Source organism: Corynebacterium tuberculostearicum (genome assembly GCF_013408445.1).
Classification (GTDB): domain Bacteria; phylum Actinomycetota; class Actinomycetes; order Mycobacteriales; family Mycobacteriaceae; genus Corynebacterium; species Corynebacterium tuberculostearicum.
Genome location: NZ_JACBZL010000001.1, coordinates 724,336 through 741,722, shown reverse-complemented (window position 1 = coordinate 741,722; position 17,387 = coordinate 724,336). Strand labels below are relative to the sequence as shown.

Annotated in this window: 12 protein-coding genes and 1 pseudogene; 5 read left to right on the top strand and 8 right to left on the bottom strand. The window is 58.7% G+C overall.

Going from position 1 to position 17,387, the window contains the following annotated elements:
• The first annotated feature begins 189 nt into the window (after nucleotides 1-189).
• On the top strand, nucleotides 190-648 hold the full coding sequence (gene nrdR, locus BJ985_RS03505) for a transcriptional regulator NrdR (RefSeq protein ID WP_005328590.1): 459 nt from the start codon (nucleotides 190-192) through the stop codon (nucleotides 646-648).
• Here nrdR and hrpA read toward each other — a convergent pair.
• Entirely contained in the window at nucleotides 645-4,532 is a 3,888-nt protein-coding gene (gene hrpA, locus BJ985_RS03500; RefSeq protein ID WP_179386611.1) for an ATP-dependent RNA helicase HrpA, read from the bottom strand. The two genes, nrdR and hrpA, sit on opposite strands and share 4 nt — an antisense overlap.
• 106 nt (nucleotides 4,533-4,638) lie before the next feature.
• On the opposite strand from hrpA, the gene BJ985_RS03495 reads away from it, so the two are divergent.
• Nucleotides 4,639-5,547 carry a hypothetical protein gene (locus BJ985_RS03495; protein ID WP_179386610.1) on the top strand — a complete coding sequence of 303 codons (909 nt, stop codon included), beginning with the start codon at nucleotides 4,639-4,641 and terminating at the stop codon, nucleotides 5,545-5,547.
• A gap of 89 nt (nucleotides 5,548-5,636) precedes the next feature.
• Here BJ985_RS03495 and BJ985_RS03490 read toward each other — a convergent pair whose 3' ends face one another.
• Nucleotides 5,637-6,581 (bottom strand): hydrogen peroxide-inducible genes activator, encoded by a 945-nt coding sequence (locus BJ985_RS03490; protein ID WP_179386609.1) that lies wholly within the window; start codon nucleotides 6,579-6,581, stop codon nucleotides 5,637-5,639.
• 160 nt (nucleotides 6,582-6,741) lie between these two features.
• Here BJ985_RS03490 and BJ985_RS03485 point away from each other — a divergent pair.
• A pseudogene (locus BJ985_RS03485) lies at nucleotides 6,742-7,299 on the top strand (peroxiredoxin); the annotation flags it as partial.
• Nucleotides 7,300-7,337: 38 nt separating this feature from the next.
• Here BJ985_RS03485 and BJ985_RS03480 read toward each other — a convergent pair.
• Nucleotides 7,338-8,530, bottom strand: a protein-coding gene (locus tag BJ985_RS03480; RefSeq protein WP_100067808.1) for an IS3 family transposase whose coding sequence is annotated in 2 segments (ribosomal slippage) — nucleotides 7,338-8,251 and nucleotides 8,251-8,530 — 1,194 coding nt in all. Because the reading frame shifts where the segments join, the coding sequence is not laid out codon by codon here.
• 207 nt (nucleotides 8,531-8,737) lie between these two features.
• Between BJ985_RS03480 and ahpD the strand changes: the two genes are divergently transcribed.
• Nucleotides 8,738-9,262 carry an alkylhydroperoxidase, AhpD family gene (gene ahpD / locus BJ985_RS03475; RefSeq protein WP_179386608.1) on the top strand — a complete coding sequence of 175 codons (525 nt, stop codon included), beginning with the start codon at nucleotides 8,738-8,740 and terminating at the stop codon, nucleotides 9,260-9,262.
• Nucleotides 9,263-9,350: 88 nt separating this feature from the next.
• Here ahpD and BJ985_RS03470 read toward each other — a convergent pair whose 3' ends face one another.
• Nucleotides 9,351-11,894 carry a DEAD/DEAH box helicase gene (locus BJ985_RS03470; protein ID WP_179386607.1) on the bottom strand — a complete coding sequence of 848 codons (2,544 nt, stop codon included), beginning with the start codon at nucleotides 11,892-11,894 and terminating at the stop codon, nucleotides 9,351-9,353.
• Nucleotides 11,895-11,928: 34 nt separating this feature from the next.
• Nucleotides 11,929-12,993 carry a PAC2 family protein gene (locus BJ985_RS03465; RefSeq protein WP_179386606.1) on the bottom strand — a complete coding sequence of 355 codons (1,065 nt, stop codon included), beginning with the start codon at nucleotides 12,991-12,993 and terminating at the stop codon, nucleotides 11,929-11,931.
• Nucleotides 12,994-13,235: 242 nt separating this feature from the next.
• On the opposite strand from BJ985_RS03465, the gene BJ985_RS03460 reads away from it, so the two are divergent.
• Nucleotides 13,236-14,321, top strand: coding sequence for a DUF4192 domain-containing protein (locus BJ985_RS03460; protein WP_179386605.1), 1,086 nt, complete (start codon nucleotides 13,236-13,238; stop codon nucleotides 14,319-14,321).
• A 12-nt stretch (nucleotides 14,322-14,333) separates the two neighbouring features.
• Here BJ985_RS03460 and galE read toward each other — a convergent pair whose 3' ends face one another.
• From galE to BJ985_RS03445, 3 genes are all read right to left on the bottom strand, one after another.
• Entirely contained in the window at nucleotides 14,334-15,320 is a 987-nt protein-coding gene (gene galE / locus BJ985_RS03455; RefSeq protein WP_179386604.1) for a UDP-glucose 4-epimerase GalE, read from the bottom strand.
• Nucleotides 15,317-16,000, bottom strand: a complete 684-nt coding sequence (locus BJ985_RS03450) for a metal-dependent transcriptional regulator (protein WP_150850347.1) — start codon at nucleotides 15,998-16,000, stop codon at nucleotides 15,317-15,319. The genes galE and BJ985_RS03450 overlap by 4 nt, the downstream gene beginning before the upstream one ends.
• A gap of 223 nt (nucleotides 16,001-16,223) precedes the next feature.
• Entirely contained in the window at nucleotides 16,224-17,237 is a 1,014-nt protein-coding gene (locus BJ985_RS03445; protein WP_005325073.1) for a sigma-70 family RNA polymerase sigma factor, read from the bottom strand.
• Nucleotides 17,238-17,387 lie beyond the last annotated feature (150 nt).

The window sequence follows — 17,387 nt, the reverse complement described above, 5'->3', positions numbered from 1 at the left end:
TGTGGGCACATTGCTAGGGGGACTTGCGGGCGCTGAAGGAAATAGTGCTCCTCAACCCCCGGCTTCTGGTGTGCAGCAAGTTGAAGCTGCAGTAGCGCACTAGGGGCTACAGCGGGGTGAAGCCCAGTGGCCGCACGGAATTGGAGATGAGTAAACTACTGGCGTATCAACGTCAGTGAAAGGACCACTGTGTATTGCCCCTTTTGTCACAATGAGCAATCCCGCGTCATTGACTCGCGTGTGGTCGATGCTGGAGCGTCGATTCGTCGCCGGCGCGAGTGCGCTTCGTGCAAGGGTCGCTTTACCACGGTTGAAAAGGCCGTGCTGCTTGTCGTGAAGAGAAACGGTCTGGCCGAGCCCTTCAGTAGAGATAAATTGATCCGCGGTGTCCGTCGTGCCTGCCAGGGACGAGACGTAAGCGACGATGCCCTGAAGAAGCTTGCGCAAGAAGTTGAGGAGACGGTGCGTAGTCATGGCTCCTCGCAGGTCAACGCGAACGAGATTGGTTTGGCCATCCTAGAGCCACTGCGTGACCTTGATGAAGTGGCTTATCTGCGCTTCGCCTCCGTGTATAAATCCTTTGAAAGCGCAGATGACTTTGAATCCGAGATTCGGCTGATGCGAAGGCGCGATCGCGAGGACTTTTAGCGCAGTTTGTCCACCGCCTTTTGGATACGGCGGAGTGAAACGGCGTGGGCTGTGCCAAGGCGCTGGGCGAAAAGAGATACTCGAAGTTCTTCAATCATCCAGCGTACGTCCTTGACCTCGCGGGTCTTTTCGCGGCCGGCCGGGAGGTTGCGAAGGCGGTTGGATAGGTAGGCCTTGGCGTTATCTACCTCGGCTTGGCGGTCTGCATCGCGGTCCGGGTCAAGGTTCATGTCCTCTAGACGAATGCGCATGGCTTGGATATATCGCGGGAGATGACGCAGATGGGACATTCCATGGACAGTGATGGCATTTCGGGGGAGGAGGAAATCCAATTGTGCGCGCATGTCATCGATTGCTGGACCGTCCCAATGCGCGAGTTCGGCTCGCAGATTGGAGTATTCGGCAAGTCCGGGGGCAATAGCTACCACTGCCTGGCGTACGCGTCCTGGGACCTGGGGTTTGACGGTGTCCTTGAGCTGCTGGAACGCCGAGGGGGTGCGGACCGGGCCGCCGGCTTCGAGCATCAAGTCGCGGATGGCGGCTACGCGGGCGTCGTTAACCAAGCCGTCGGCGCCGCCGTGCGGATAGGAATCGACAGCGACGCGCTGTTGCAACGGCAAGCCCTTGACCATTTGTGGAGCATTAACGGATATCTCACGCATGAGGAGGGTGAGTGTGGTCGTGACCATGGCGGCATCTGCGGCGGCCTTGGTGGGATGGACCTTGAGCTCGACGCCGTCCTTTGTGGCGACTAGGGCGGGGTAGGCGGTGACTTCGTGGCCGTCGACGGTGGTCGTTACCGTGTCATCAATCGTGCCAAGGGTATCGTCGGTCCATTCGCTGACGGCGGTGGACTCGGAGGTGCGCGAGACGCGGGATACGGAGGACTTGATGTGGCCAGCCTGCCTCCGGACGAGCGCCGCGAGGTCGCGGTCGGAGTCGACGATTTTGCCGCGCTTATCGATGGCGCCGTAGTTCATCCGCAGGTGGGCGGGTAGCTTGTTGGGCTGGAAATCGGTGGCGTTGATTCCTTGGCCGCCGAGTTCGCGGAGGATGTCGGCAAGCTGCTGGGTGATGGGGCCTTCATAAGGGATGAGGCGGTCGATGGCGCGCTCGGCAAATTCGGGCGCGGGTACGACAGTGCGGCGCAGGGCCTTGGGCAGGCTGCGGATGAGCTCGGTGACGAGCTCGAGGCGCAGACCCGGAACGAGCCAATCGAAGCCTTCGGAATCCAAGCCGGCGAGCATAGGAATGGGAACCATTACGGTGACGCCGTCGAGAGGCTCGCCGGGCTCGAACTTATAGGTCAGTTCGTAATCGATAGAGCCCTTGCGCCAGTGGTCGGGGAAGGATTCCTCGGTGACATCATGGGAGTCATCGATGAGCTTAGCGGGATCGAAATCCAGCAGATCCGGGGTGCGGCGGCGCTCCTTTTTCCACCACGAGTCAAAGTGGCGGCCGGTGGTTACCTTTGCCGGAATGCGCTGGTCATAGAAATCGAAGAGCGTGTCTTCGTCCACAATGAGGCCGCGGCGGCGGGCCTTTTCTTCGTATGCGGCGGCGTCGTCAAGCGCTTGGGCGTTGGCCTTGAAAAAGGCGTGGTGGGTGTTCCAGTCGCCGGCGATAAGGGCGTTGCGGATGAACATATCGCGGGCAGCGGCGGGATCGACGCGGTGGTAGGGAACGGTGCGGTCGGCCACGATGGGCACGCCGTAGAGCGTGGATTTTTGGTGCGCGATGGCGGCGGCGCGCTTGCGAGACCAGGTGGGCTCGGAGTAGTTGTGCTTGAGCAGGTCCCCACCGAGGTTTTCCACCCAGGCGGGATCGATGGCGGCGACATCGCGCGCCCAGAGGCGGGAAGTTTCCACTAGCTCGGCAGCCATGAGGAATTCCGGCGGCTTTTTAGCCAGGGCAGAGCCGGGGAATACCAGGAAGCGGGTGTTGCGCGCGCCCTGGAACTCCTTGGAATTGCCGTCGCGGGCGCCGATATTGGATAGCAGGCCCGAAAGGAGTGACATGTGGATGTCATCGGAGCGGCGCTCGGTGCCTTCCTGGTAGGTCCAGCCCAGCTGCTTGGCGACGTCCTTGAGCTGGCGCACCAAGTCAAACCACTCGCGGATGCGCATGTAGTGGAGGAATTCCTGCTTCATGCGCTTGCGGAACTTATTGCCGGATTGCTCGTTGCGGGTTTGCTTGATGTAATCCCATAGCTTGAGCATGGACAAGAAATCTGAGGTCTTGTCCTTGAAGCGAGCGTGGGCTTGGTCGGCCTGGGCCTGGAAGTCGAGGGGACGCTCGCGCACATCTTGGATGGTCATGGCGGCAACGATGACCATGACATCATCGAGGCATCCGTTGGTATTGGCTTCAATGAGCATGCGCGCCATGCGCGGATCCAGTGGGATGCGGGAAAGATCGCGGCCGATGGTGGTAAGCGAGGGCTTGTCTTGCTTGTCGTGGAGGGCGCCAAGCTCGTGGAGGAGGGTGAGGCCATCGCGGATGGCCTTGTGCTCGGGCGGTTGGATGAAGGGGAACTGTTCGATATCACCGAGCTTGAGCGAAACCATTTGCAGGATGACACTCGCGAGGTTGGTGCGCAGGATTTCCGGGTCGGTGAACTCGGGACGGCTTTCAAAATCCTGTTCGCTGTAGAGGCGGATGGCGATGCCGTCGGCAACGCGGCCGCAGCGGCCGGAGCGCTGGTTGGCTGAAGCCTGCGAGATGGGCTCGATGGGCAGCCGCTGGACCTTGGTGCGTGTGGAGTACCGCGAGATGCGGGCGGTGCCGGTATCGACGACATAGCGGATGCCGGGCACGGTGAGCGAGGTTTCGGCGATATTGGTGGCCAAGACGATGCGGCGGCCGCGGTGCTCGCTAAACACGCGGTGCTGCTCTTGGTTAGATAGGCGGCCAAAGAGAGGAGTGACCTCGACGTTTTTCCATTTCTTGCCTTCGATGGCTTCCATGGCATCGCGGATATCGCGCTCGCCAGGGAAGAAGCAGAGAATATCGCCGTCGCCTTCGCGCATGAGCTCTTCGATGGCCTCGGTCAAGCCGTCGAGCGGGTCTTGGTCCACGACTTTTCCGCCGGCCTCGAATTCGAGTGGCCGGTAGCGGATTTCTACGGGGTAGGTGCGCCCGGAGACCTCGATAATGGGGGCGGGGTTGCCGTCGGCGTTGGCAAAGTGGGCCGCAAAGCTTTCTGGTTCGATGGTTGCGGAGGTGATGATCACCTTGAGGTCTGGGCGCTTGGGCAATAGGCGCTTCAAGTAGCCCAAGAGGAAGTCGATATTGAGCGAGCGTTCGTGGGCCTCATCGATGATGATGGTGTCGTACTTATTGAGGAAGCGGTCGCGCTGCATCTCGGCGAGCAGGATGCCGTCGGTCATGAGCTTGACGGCGGTGGTCTCAGAGACGCGGTCATCAAAGCGGATGGCGTAGCCGACGGACTCGCCGATTTTCTGGTCCAGCTCCGAGGCGATGCGTTCGGCCACGGTGCGCGCTGCAATACGGCGCGGTTGGGTATGGCCGATGAATCCGCGCCGGCCGCGGCCGAGCTCGAGACAGATTTTCGGGATCTGGGTGGTCTTACCAGAACCGGTCTCACCAGCGATGATGACGACCTGGTTGTCCCGAATTGCCTCGGCGATATCGTCCTTGCGGGTAGTGACGGGGAGGGCGTCGGGGTAGGTGATGGTGGGAACGGCGGCGTCGGTAAGCGCGACGCGCTCAGCCGCGGCATGGATTTCAGCGCCGATTTCTTGCAGCGCTTTAGGGGCGCGGGCCTTCTTGAGGCGGCGGCGGAAGGAGCGGGCCTCGGCCAAAGTGACATTTTCGAGTGCGGCGAAGAGCTCGTCGCGAGAAAGGGATTCGTTCTTAGTCATGACTAGGCAACGAGTTTACCCGTCCACCTGAAATGAGGAAAAAGTTGTTAAAGTGAAAATACTTATCCATTTTTCTATGTGCATTCCTGAAGGAGGAGCACCGCCTATGACGAACCCGTATTCGGGTGGAAATGACGATTTTCCTCGCTATGAGCCGACCAACCATCCTGAGGATCGGCCGGACTACGGCCAGCTTCCATCGTATGGTGGGAGCCACGAGGACAATGCCCAAGGCTACGCCGGCTACCACGCGGGTCAGCCACAGCACACCGGAAAGGTTTCGGCCATAGATGCCGTTTCTTGGGCTTTTCGGACTGTCTTTGGCAACTGGAAGCTGTGGATTTTGGGAACGTTGCTTGCAGGCTTCCTCGGCGTAGTCTTTTTCGCCATTTCTGGCGGAGTGGGTGCTGCAACGGCGAGTGCCGAGGGTGATCTCTCTGCTAGTTCCACGATCATGCAAATCATTTCCTGGGTGATTGGCATCGTGCTCACTCTAATGCTTATGCGCCTGGCGCTTTTTCAGATTGATGATTCTCGCACCGGGTGGGGCTACCTGTTTAAGAATGTGCGCTGGTGGCAGCCACTAGTCATTATGGTCGTAATCGGCATTGTGGGGGGACTGATTTCCTTCGTCGCTGTGCGCGGTTCTGCGGCTGGGCTAGCTGACAATGCCGAGCAGCTTTCCGATGAAGAAGCGTTTGCCGCCGTCATGGGCATGCTCGGTGTCTTGGCCGTGATTTCGCTGATTAGCTTCTTTGTGCAGCCGCTGTTCTCCCTGATGCAGTGGTTCGCGGCCGACGGCGATAGCGTTGGTGATGCCGTGAAGAAGGGCTTCCAGGCAGGTAAGAACAACTACGGTCAAATGTTGCTATTGGCAATTTTGAACTTTTTCATCATTGTGGCCGGCTTCTTGCTTTTGGGCATCGGCCTTATCGTGGCGTATCCGGTGACGCTCTTGGCACAGGCGCATATGTTCCGCCAGTGCGCGGGCCGCAACATCTTTCCACAGGCGTAGCGCACCATAGTTGAAGGCCACCGTTCCAGTTAGGGGCGGTGGCCTTTGGTGTGCTTGGCGACGCCCCCGTGTGGGGCCGCCGGGTGAGACTACTGCCGGGAGCGCTCAATCGCCTTGTTACAGGCGGCGGTGATGAGCGTGCCGAATTCGCGGAATTCCTCGGCGCGGGCGGCGGAGGAACGGAACACGAGGCCCACCTCGCGTTCGGCGGTGACATCGGAGGCAAAGTGGGCGATGGCGACGTCCTTGCCGTGGCATTCGGTGGCTAGGGCGGACTCGGGGACGAGGGTGCAGCCCAGTCCGCCCATGACCAGCTGCATGATGGTGGTCAGGGAGGAGGCGCGGGTGACGGAATTGGTGGCCTCGGCCGGGTTGATATTGGCATGGCGGCAGAGGTCGACTACTTGGTCGCGCAAGCAGTGGCCGTCGTCAAGCAGCAGCAAATCCAAGTCCTTGAGCTCCGCAAGCTTCACATCCTCGCGGCCGGCGATGGGGTGATCGGGCGGGCAGACAATGGAGAATTTCTCCGTGTACAGCGGGCTATCGACCATGCCGGTGGCCTCGGACGGAAGGGCCATGATGGCAAGATCCAAGTTGCCGTTGCGAAGGCGGGTAATGAGGTGCTGGGTTTGCTCTTCGACGAAGCGCGGCTCGAGGTCCGGGTAGGCCTCAGCCAGCATGGAGAGCAGATCGGGAAGGATGTAGGGGGCGATGGTGGGGATAACGCCGATGGTCAGCGGGCCGGCAAGGGTGCCATTGGCGCCGCGAGCGTGGGCCAGGAAGGTATCGGCGGCTTCAAGAGTGGCCTTGGCGTAGGGGAGGAGGGTCTCACCGGCCGAGGTGACGATGACCTTGCGGGTGGAGCGCTCGATGAGCTGCAGGCCCAAGCCCTGCTCGAGGGCAACGAGGCCCTGAGAGAGGGAGGGCTGGGAAATTTCGAGTTTGGCGGCTGCGGTACCAAAGTGCTTGTTTTCCGCAACGGTGACGAAGGTACGCAGCTGAGCAAGTGTAGGGCGATACTCTTTATTATGCATGCCTATCACTCTAACACTTACCTATAGGATTTGCTATTGACGCGAGCGGAAAAGATGGTATAACTGATCGTGTTGGGCCGGACACGGTCCGGCCCCGCTGCTTGTACGCCAAGCGGCAGGAAACTTAGAGGAAAAGCCTTTGCTAAAGGAGTTGAAGACTATGCCTATTTTGACCGTCGGCGAGAAGTTCCCAGAGTTCAACCTCACCGCCCTGACCGGTGGCGACCTGCACGACGTTAACGCTAATCAGCCGGAGGACTACTTCGAGCAGGTATCCCTGGACAAGTACGAGGGCAAGTGGAAGGTCGTCTTCTTCTACCCGAAGGACTTCACCTTCGTCTGCCCGACCGAGATTGCTGCCTTTGGCAAGCTGGACGAGGAATTCCAGGACCGCGATACCCAGGTGCTGGGCGGCTCCACCGATAATGAGTTTGCTCACTTCAACTGGCGCGCAACCCACCCGGATCTGAAGGAAGTTCCTTTCCCGATGTTCTCTGACGTGCGCCACGACCTTATCCGTGCACTGGGTGTAGAAAACGCTGATGGTGTTGCTGACCGCGCTACCTTCATCATCGACCCGGATGGTGTTATCCAGTTCGTTTCCGTTACCCCGGATGCTGTCGGCCGTAACGTAGACGAGGTTCTGCGCGTGCTCGACGCCCTGCAGTCCGAAGAGGTCTGCGCTTGCAACTGGGAGAAGAACGACCCAACCAAGAACGGGCCTGACCCCCGGAAAGTGGACACGTCGGGGGTTAGCTATGCTGCTCTAGTCAGTGTAGCTGAATTCTCGGCTTCAAAGACGTCAGGAGCTGAAAGATTGCACCAGGAGTGCCGTCGGCGTGTGTTGTAGCGCATGCACCACCGGAAGACTTCTTGGCGGCAGGAGATCGGATTGTCAAAGACTTTCCTGTCACGCAAGATTTCCCGCTTGAGCGTGGCGTTAAACGATTCTGCTAGGGCGTTATCAGCACTCGTTCCTACCGCTCCCATAGACTGGCGCACACCCAACGACGAGCAATAGTTCCTAAAGGCTTGTGAGGTGTACACGCTGCCGTGATCAGAATGGAAAATTGCCCCTTTAAGGCTTCCGCGGACTTTCCTGGCATGGGACAAAGCTTCGATAACCAGTGATACCCGCATGTGATCGGCGAGTGCATGTCCGACAAGTTTGCGCGAGTAGACGTCGATGACCGTGGCCAGGTACATGTTCTTGCCGCCCTTACACGGCAGGTACGTAATGTCGCCTACATAGACGTGGTTTGGCCTGTCAGCTGTGAATCTGCGGCCTACTAGATCTGGCATGACGCGGTGACCAGGCTTACGCCTGGTAGTGACGCATCGGCGGCGTTTGGTAAAGCCTTTAAGTCCCATGGATTTCATGATTCGTGCGACTTTCTTGTGATTTATCGGGCCAAAGCTCGTATCGGCTTTAAGGCTTGCAGCGATGCGTTTAGCACCATAAAGCCCGTATTCATCATCGAAGATGGTCTTGATTCTTGCACCAATAAGAGCATCCGAACACGTCTTTAACCTGCGTTCTTCGCGGGTTTGCACCCATTTGTAGAACGAGGAGCGATTGAGCTTTAACACCTGGCACATCCGCTTAACCGAGAATTCGGTTCGGTGGTCATAGACAAACTGGAAGCGGATCACCAGTGAGTCTCTTCGGCAAAATATTTCGCGGCCTTGCGCAGGATGTCACGTTCTTCGCGCAGCTTTGCGTTCTCTTTTTCTAACTGGCGGATCCGTTCGGAATCATTCGCTGCTTGGACCTTGTCGCGCATGCTTTTTGTGCGGGCACGTTTGCCGGTGCCGTACTTCTTGATCCAAGAATGCAGCGAGGCACGGTTGATACCGAGCTCTGCTGATGCTGAGTTCAGTGAGAGGTCCTCATTGTTTTCGTAGAGGGCCACGGCATCGCGTTTGAACTGTTCGGAGTACCTGGACATGGTGGTAGATTACCTTTCTTCCAGCCCGACTGGGCTGGATATCAGGTGTCCACCAAACAGGGGTCAGGTCCAACATCAACAAGATGGACGTCGTTCAGTCCGCACTCTAAATCTCACTGAGATGCAGGTTTACCCCGCTTTCGTGGCGGGGTTTCCTTTTGAATCCAGCGCAGCAAATTCCTATCAAAATATCAAAGGAGAAAAGTTATGTCTATTGATAATCTGAAGTCTTCCCTGCCGGAGTACGCCAAGGACCAGAAGCTCAACTTGGGCACCCTGACCCGTTCCAAGGACCTGGACGAGGAGCAGCTCTGGGGCTGCCTGCTGGCATCGGCCGCCGCAACCCGCAATGACACCGTGCTGTCTGAGATTGCGGAGGAAGCAAAGGAGCACCTCTCCGAGGAAGCCATCGAGGCAGCCTACGGCGCAGCCACCGTTATGGCTATGAACAATGTTGCCTACCGCGCCAAGGGTTGGTTGGGCGATGACTATGCACAGGTTAAGTTCGGCCTGCGCATGAACATCATCTCCAAGCCGGGCGTGGACAAGGCCAACTTCGAGCTGTGGAATACCGCAGTCTCCGCTATCAATGGCTGCGAGCACTGCCTGGGTGCCCACGCGCACGAGCTCAATGAGGCCGGCCTGAGCAAGGATCAGGTCTGGGAGGCCGTCAAGGTAGCGGCCGTTGTCCAGGCTGTGGCACAGGCTGTCCAGATCGAGGCCGCACGCTAAAGTAGCCGGCCTAAAGCCGCCCTCGCGCTTGCCGACGCCCCCCTTACCCCGGGCGCGGCTGCCAGGGCGGCTTTGTCGTTTTCGCTGGCTAGTACTCCACGCGCAGGTCTGATAGGCGAACTTCGCCGGCCTCATCGGAAGCGTCTAGATCTACTGTAGCGACGAACTGGTAGGCGTGGTCGCCGTCTGGATCCTTGATGATCTGGCGCACCGACCAGGCTCGCGAGTCAGTATTTTCGAGGCGGAAGTACTCTGGGCCGCGGGCCTCGGGGCCGGAATCGATGTCATCATACTCATCGAAGTAATCATCCAGGATAGCCCCGAAGTCCGGCACCTCGTCCAAGTAATCGAGCAGCTCCGCCAAGCGGTCTTCCTTTTCCAAAGCAAAGAGTTGCACCAAGCGGAACATGTAATTGCGCACCATGATGGTAAAGGCGCGGCGATTGGCCGTGAGCGCGGTGGGGTCCTCCACGCCAAAGGCCAGCTCACGGTCCACCGTGTCTTGGTCGATGGGGGAGTCTTCGCCGGCCATTTGCGCCCATTCGTCGACAAGCGAGGAATCCACCTGGCGGATAAGCTCACCTAGCCAGACAACGATGTCTTCGAGTTCTGGCGTGTTGTATTCGTCCGGAATGGATTGCTTAAGGGTGCGCCAGGCGTCGGTCAGGTAGCGCAAAATCACCCCCTCGGAGCGGGCCAAGCCGTAGGTGGCGACCAGATCCGAGAAGGTCATGGCGTTCTCGAGCATGTCGCGCACCACGGACTTAGGCCGCAGCTCAAACTCCTTAACCCACGCATTGGTCTCAGCGAAAGTATCGTAGGCCTGCTCCAATAGCTCCTCGAGCGGCTTCGGCCAAGTGATATCCTCCACGATATTCATGCGGTCGGTGTAGTCCACCCCGTCCGCCTTCAGCGCGGCGATCTCTTCGCCGCGGCGCTGCTTCTGCTGGGCAATGAGCACCTGGCGCGGGTCATCCAGGATGGCCTCGAACACGGAAATGACGTCCAGGTTATAGGTTTCTGCCTCCGGATCCAGCAGCGAGAGCGCCGCCAGCGCGAATGGGCCCAGCGGCTGATTGAGCGCAAAGTCTCGCGGCAGCTCTCGCACCAAATGGTAGGGGCGACCGTAGATATCTAATCCCTTGGTCGATTTTTGCACCACGCCGGAATCTACTAGCCCGCGGAAGAGATCGAGTGCGGTGAGGATGTCTTTATTCTGCTTGCTGCGGTTATCGTGATTGTCCCGCAGCAGGTGGCGCATGTGGTCATAGCCATTGCCATGGCGTGCCAAGACGTTGAGCAGCATGGAATTAGATACGCGGAACTGAGAGGTCAGTTGCTCCGGTTCAGCCTCAGTAAGGCGCGCGAAGGTCTTCTCGGACCAGGACACCTCGCCTTCTCGGGCGGACTTTTTCTTGAGCTTCTTCAAGCGCTTGGGGTCATCGCCGATGCGGCGGCGTTCCTTGGCATTTTCGATCTCGTGCTCGGGGGCCTCGACCACCACAGTGCCCTCGGTGTCATAGCCGGCGCGGCCGGCGCGGCCGGCAATTTGGTGGAATTCGCGCGACTTGAGGATGCGTTGGCGCTGGCCGTCGAATTTGGCAAGCCCAGTCATCAGCACGGTGCGGATGGGCACGTTAATGCCCACCCCCAGGGTATCGGTGCCGCAAATGACCTTAAGCAGGCCTTTTTGTGCCAGGCGCTCTACCAATCGGCGGTATTTGGGGAGCATGCCCGCGTGGTGGATGCCGATGCCCTTGCGCAGGAGCTTGGATAGATCCTTGCCAAAGGCAGTGGTGAAGCGGAAACCACCGATTTCCTGGGCAATTGCTTCCTTTTCGTCCTTAGTGATGATCCCCGAAAGCGAGGTGAGCGCCTGGGCGCGCTCGGCCGCTTCACGCTGCGAGAAGTGCACCACGTAGATAGGCGCCTTCTTATCGGCCAAGAGCTCCTCGATGGTCTCGTGTACCGCGCTAAAGACATAGGAGAAATCCAGCGGGACGGGACGCGTGGTGCCGGCGACGAGGTTGGTGGCGCGGCCGGTGCGGCGGGTGAGATCCTCTTCTAGCCAGTGAGTATCGCCCAAAGTGGCGGACATGAGGAGGAACTGCGCCTTGGACAACTCCAGCAGCGGCACCTGCCAGGCCCAACCGCGATCCGGCTCGGAGTAGTAGTGGAACTCGTCCATTACTACCTGGTCGATATTGGCCTCGGCGCCATCGCGCAGCGCAATATTGGCTACAATCTCGGCGGTGGCGGCGATGATGGGGGCATTGCCATTAACGGTGGCGTCGCCAGTCATCATGCCCACATTCTCGGCGCCGAAGATATCGCAGAGGGCAAAGAACTTCTCGCTCACAAGGGCCTTAATCGGCGCGGTATAGAAACTGCGCTGGCCACGAGCTAGGGCGATGAAGTGTGCAGCATTAGCCACCATGGACTTACCCGAGCCCGTAGGGGTAGCGAGGATGACATTATCACCGGCCAGAATACCGAGCGAGGCTTCTTCCTGCGCCGGGTACAAATTGATACCCCGGCCGGTAGTCCACGAGGTAAAGGTATCCCAAATTGCCTCGTCTACGAGGGACTCGGGTACTTCCGTTAAATCTGGCAGCAGCTGAGATAAGTTCACCCCCACCACCTTAGCGGCGATGGGGGCGGGTTAGTTAGATATCGTCGCCTAAGTCGCCCTCGCCCGAAGCAGAATCAGGGCCGTCCTTCCCATCATCGGACAGAGGGTCTTCCTCTTCGGCGGAATCTTCGCGGTCATCGATCTCGGTATTGATGATCTGCTGGCTTTCTTCTTCATCCAAGGAAGCCAAGAATGCCTGGAACTCCTCGCTGATTTCCTCACCGGTAGGCATGGGCTCCTCGCCAGGCATGATCGCCTGCGGATGCTCCTTGCGGTAGCGCTCCATATAAGCGTCATACTGCTGCTCGAGTTGTTGGACTACGCCTTCAATCTCATCCGAGCCACCAACTTGCTCCTCCAGTTGGTTTTCCACGCGGGATATATCGGCCTCGATGCTGCCCAAAGGAATGTTGAGGCGCGCCGCCCGCGCCACCGAATCCAGCAGCTGGAACGTGGCCTGTGGATAGGGCGAAGCTGCCAAATAGTGCGGCACGTGGACGGTATATCCAGCCACCGTGCGGTGCTTATCCGCCAGAGCCTTTTCCAAGTACAGCGCGGCAGAGCCTGGCACCATCATGGTGGAATCCATCGAGAGCATGTGCTCAGTCAAGCGGGAGGAGGTGCCATGGGCCGTAACCACCGTGGGGCGGGTATGCGGCACCGGCATCGGCGCGGCATAGAGCATGATGGTGTCTTCAATATTGAATTTTTCCACCAGCTTCACTACGGCCGTGGTGAACGCCTCCCAGCGCATGTCTGGTTCAGGGCCAGACAGCAGAAGGAAAGTCTTGCCGGAATTATCGCGCAGGACCTTAATACCAAGATCCATGGACTCGATTTCCAGCGCCCGATCCTTATCAATCGTGACAGCCGGGCGGCGGGAGCGGTAATCAATCAGCTCATCAGAGTTAAACGAGGCCAACTGGCGGCCTTCCAAGGCGGCCTTCAGGTGGTCAGCACTTGCCTCGATGGCTTGGCCAGCGTCAGCATATCCGTGCATGGCAACAATCATGGTGGGGCCTTGTCCGTCACCGGAATCATCCCTAATCACCGGAGCCGGATATTCCAGCTCATACATGCGGCGATCTTCTTCGTGCATGTTGTGTTACCTCCTTGCATTCTTACCTACCCCAACGCCGCGCGCGTGCCTACTATTCCCGCGCGCACTGCGAGGCTAAATAAACAATTGTGCCCCAAACCGCTGCGCATTGCCAGCGCAATCCCGGGCGGGGTGTGGAAAGCCGCTTGCCGACGCCCCTTTCACCCCACCTATCCACAGATCCCCACTACCTAGCTCTTTTGGGCCTATGCACAGTTGCGCGCGTGGTTGAAGCTAGGGCCATGGACATCACAACACCAACTCAGCCCATCCGTACACCCGGCGATATCCTCGCCAATATCCCAGGAATCCTCGGATTCTTTCCCACTGAATCAGTCATCCTCATCTCCATCCAACCCAGCCAACGCGGACACAGCATCGGACCAGTAGCCCGCCTCGATCTGCACGATGTGCCTGGTGCCCTGCACGAAGTGATGGAAGCGTTTCACTGCGGAAATCCCGAAATCAACTTCTGCTTCGTGCTCTCCCAACGCGAGGAGGGAGAGCTCTGGGACATTCTGCAGTCTCTTTACCATTTCCAAGACCGGACAGGTATGGGCATCGATGCCTGCTGGCTGGCCGAAGAACTATCCACCGATACCGCTTACGACCTCATCTTTGGCCACGCCACAGAAAGCGGCGAGGGCCCGCTGCAGAATTGGATGGAAGGAACCATACCCGCCATCTCAACGAGCCACACGATGCGCGCTTGCGTGAATAACGGCATGCTTCCGGAACTTAGCCGCCATGACATGGTGCAGCGCTTCAAGGACCCGAACCCATACTTTGGGGATGAAGAGATTAGGGCCATGGAGCGATGCGCCGAAGAGATTGCCCGCCAATTGCGCGCCGGGCACGGATACGGCACTTCAGATCCAGTGCAGGTGGTCAAACACCTCATCGCCGATGTGCGCCATGTGCTCAGCGAGGTCGAATCGCTGGAGGAGACCCTAGAAAATGAAGAACTATTGTGTGTGGCAGCCATGTGGATGTCTACCACCTGGACCCGCGACCTGGTCATTGCGGAGCTCGTCTCCACACCGCAGGAAGCAGGAGACCTGTTATTGGCGGTAGCGCGTACATTCCAGGGGCCGATTCGCTATAACGCCCTAGCGTTGTACGCTGCTAGCCAGGTATCCCACGAATTCGGAATTTATGCCGGTCCGGCGCTTTCCGTAGTGGTAGAAGAGGCGCCCCATCACAATTTGGGGCGCCTCATAGCGCAGGGATATCGCAGTGGTATGGGAAAGCGGTTGGTCTCCAGCCTATGCCATGGCTGCGAGCTAGCCCGCGAAGCGGCGGGGCTCCACGTCGACAGCCCCGCCTAACACGCGCGGCGTCTAGGACCGCTTTGCGGAATGTGCCTTATCGCCAAGCTGTCGGGTGAAGTTCCACGCGTCGGTGACGATGGTTTCTAGGTCCGTACGGGTGGGATTCCACCCGAGTTCCCGCTGAATCTTCTCAGAGGAAGCGATGAGCGTAGCTGGGTCGCCCGCGCGGCGCGGGGCCACCTCAGCCGGAATGTCGTGGCCGGTGACCTTGCGGCACATCTCGATGACCTGCTTGACGGAGTACCCATCGCCAGAACCCAGGTTGTAAATGCGGTGCTTGCCAGATTCATTGGACTCAAGGGCAAGCACGTGGGCGTCGGCTAGATCGCGGATATGGATGTAGTCACGCACTGGGGTGCCGTCTGCGGTCTCCCAGTCATCACCGAACATGAAGATCTTATCCCGGTGGCCCAAAGCAACCTGCAACACGATGGGGATGAGGTGGGTTTCTACCTCGCGGTTTTCGCCGATATTTCCGTAGGCGCCAGCCACATTGAAATAGCGCAGCGAGGTAGCGCCAAGGCCGTAGGCGTGGGCAAAGGACGTGATCATGTAGTCGATGGCCAGCTTGGTCGCACCATACGGATTGGTGGGCTGGGTCGGCATGTCTTCCGTAATCGGGACCTGGTCGGGCTCACCGTAGGTTGCAGCGGTGGAGGAAAAGACGAGGTTTTTGACGTCGTTATCCCGCATGGCATTAAGCAGCGTCAGGGTAGTAACGACGTTGTGCTGCCAGTACTCATCAGGCTTTTCCACGGATTCGCCCACCAAGGAGCGCGCAGCGAAGTGAATGACGCCTTCGAAGCCACCTTCGCCCAAGACCTCGGCAGCCTTGTCCGCGACATCGCCCTCGATGACGCGGGCGGCTTCCGGAACGGCCTCATGGTTGCCAGTGGAGAAATTATCGATGATGGTTACGTCATGGCCTTGTTCGACCAATACTGCGGCGCAGACACTGCCCACATAGCCGGCGCCACCGGTGACAAGAAGCTTCATGGTTGTACCTCCACGCGCACTGCGTGCGCCAAATCGTCGGAAAGCACGACGCTGCCACCTTCCGGTGTCGACAGCGTAATCGTGCCGCTGTTATTGACCACAGATACCTTGGCACCCACACGAATGCCGGCATCGGTGAGCTCCTGGAAGGTTCCATCATCAACCTGCAGGATTTCATTGACCTGGATGACGGTCGCGGAGACCTGCTCGCCATTGGGGAGGTCGACCGCGCGCGTGCCCTGATCCGGCTGCGGAACATCGAAGCCAAGTGCAGACAGCGCCGGAATAGGATTGCCAAAGGGGGACCGCGTCGGGTCATCGAGAACGGCGACCATGCGCTTTTCCACCTCTTCACTCATGACGTGCTCCCACCGGCAGGCCTCGTCGTGGACCTTGGCAATGTCGAGCCCCAGGACGTCGGTAAGCAAACGCTCTGCCAACCGGTGCTTGCGCATGACTGCGGTAGCTAGGTCGCGGCCCTTGTCCGTGAGGTCCAAACTGCGGTCGGTGCGCACGTGCAAAAGGCCATCGCGCTCCATGCGAGCTACAGTCTGAGAAACCGTAGGCCCGGACTGCTCCAAACGCTCCGCAATGCGGGCGCGCAGGGGAGTAATGCCTTCTTCTTCTAGCTCGTAGATGGTCCGCAGATACATCTCCGTTGTATCAACTAGGTCCCTCACGTGGGCATACCTTTCTGTGTGAATACAGTTACGCGGCTGTAGTCCCGCCCAAGAACGGGAAAGCGCTTTCTAGACTCTGCAGTCCAGATTAGCCTACCCAAGGCTTGGCTCGCCGCTAGGAACCAAGCCGATGCCATATCAACGCCAAACCCCGAGCCCATGGCGGTACGTTGCCAAAATGGGCCCGGGGAGAGGATGTGCTGCCGAATGCAGTAGGTGTGGATTACAAAGCGTACTCGCGCAGGCGATCGGCGCGGTTGCCATCGCGCAGCTTTGCCATGACTTCGCGCTCAATCTGGCGCACACGCTCGCGCGAAAGGCCGAAGCGGCGACCAATCTGATCCAAGGTGCGCGGAACACCATCATCGAGGCCGTAGCGCAGGCGGATGACATCCTGCTCGCGCTTTTCCAAGGTGTCAATCACGCCGCGGATATCGGAGTGGCGCATTGAAGCGACCACCGCAGTTTCAGCATCGGTAGCTTCCGCGTCTTCGATGAAGTCACCCAAAGGAGCTTCTTCATCGGTACCTACCGGCATATCGAGAGAGACCGGATCGCGCGACTGGCGCAGCAGCATCTCGATCTTGTTCTCGTCAATACCGGATTCTTCCGAAAGCTCCTCGTTGGTAGCTTCGCGACCCAAGGATTGATACATCTCGCGTTTAATGCGGGAAAGCTTGTTAACCTGCTCAACCAAGTGGACTGGGAGGCGAATGGTGCGGGACTGGTCAGCCATGCCGCGGGTAATTGCCTGACGGATCCACCACGTGGCATAAGTGGAGAACTTGAAGCCCTTGGCGTAATCAAACTTCTCCATGGCGCGGATTAGGCCTAGGTTGCCCTCTTGGATGAGATCCAGCAGCGGCATGCCGCGACCGGTGTAGCGCTTTGCCAGCGAAACAACGAGGCGCAGGTTAGCTTCGAGCAGGTGGGAGCGTGCCTTCTTGCCTTCGCGGGCGAGGATCTTAAGGTCGCGCTTTTCTGCACGGGTGAGCTTTTCTGCGTTATTGAGCTTGTATTCCGCGTACAGTCCAACCTCGATGGCCTGAGCGAGTTCTACCTCATCTTCCGCGCTGAGCAGTGCGGTCTTGCCGATGCCGTTGAGATAAACGCGGACGAGGTCGGCAGAAGGATTATCGTTGGTTTGGTTGCGGCGAGATCCGCGGTCTACTTCCTGTTCTTCATCAGTAGTGGCACTTGAAGTGCCCTTGGCGGTGGTGGCAGATGTCTTCGTCATAGTGAAGCCTCCTGAATTTGTCGCCGGTTTCACAAAGTACAACGGAGTCTTGAGAGTTTTAGTTCCCGGTGCGGAGAGAATTTTTAAAAACAGTTGTTCCCCGTGGTGCAAATCCACCTTTTCGGGGGAGAGGAACCACGGGGAACGGTT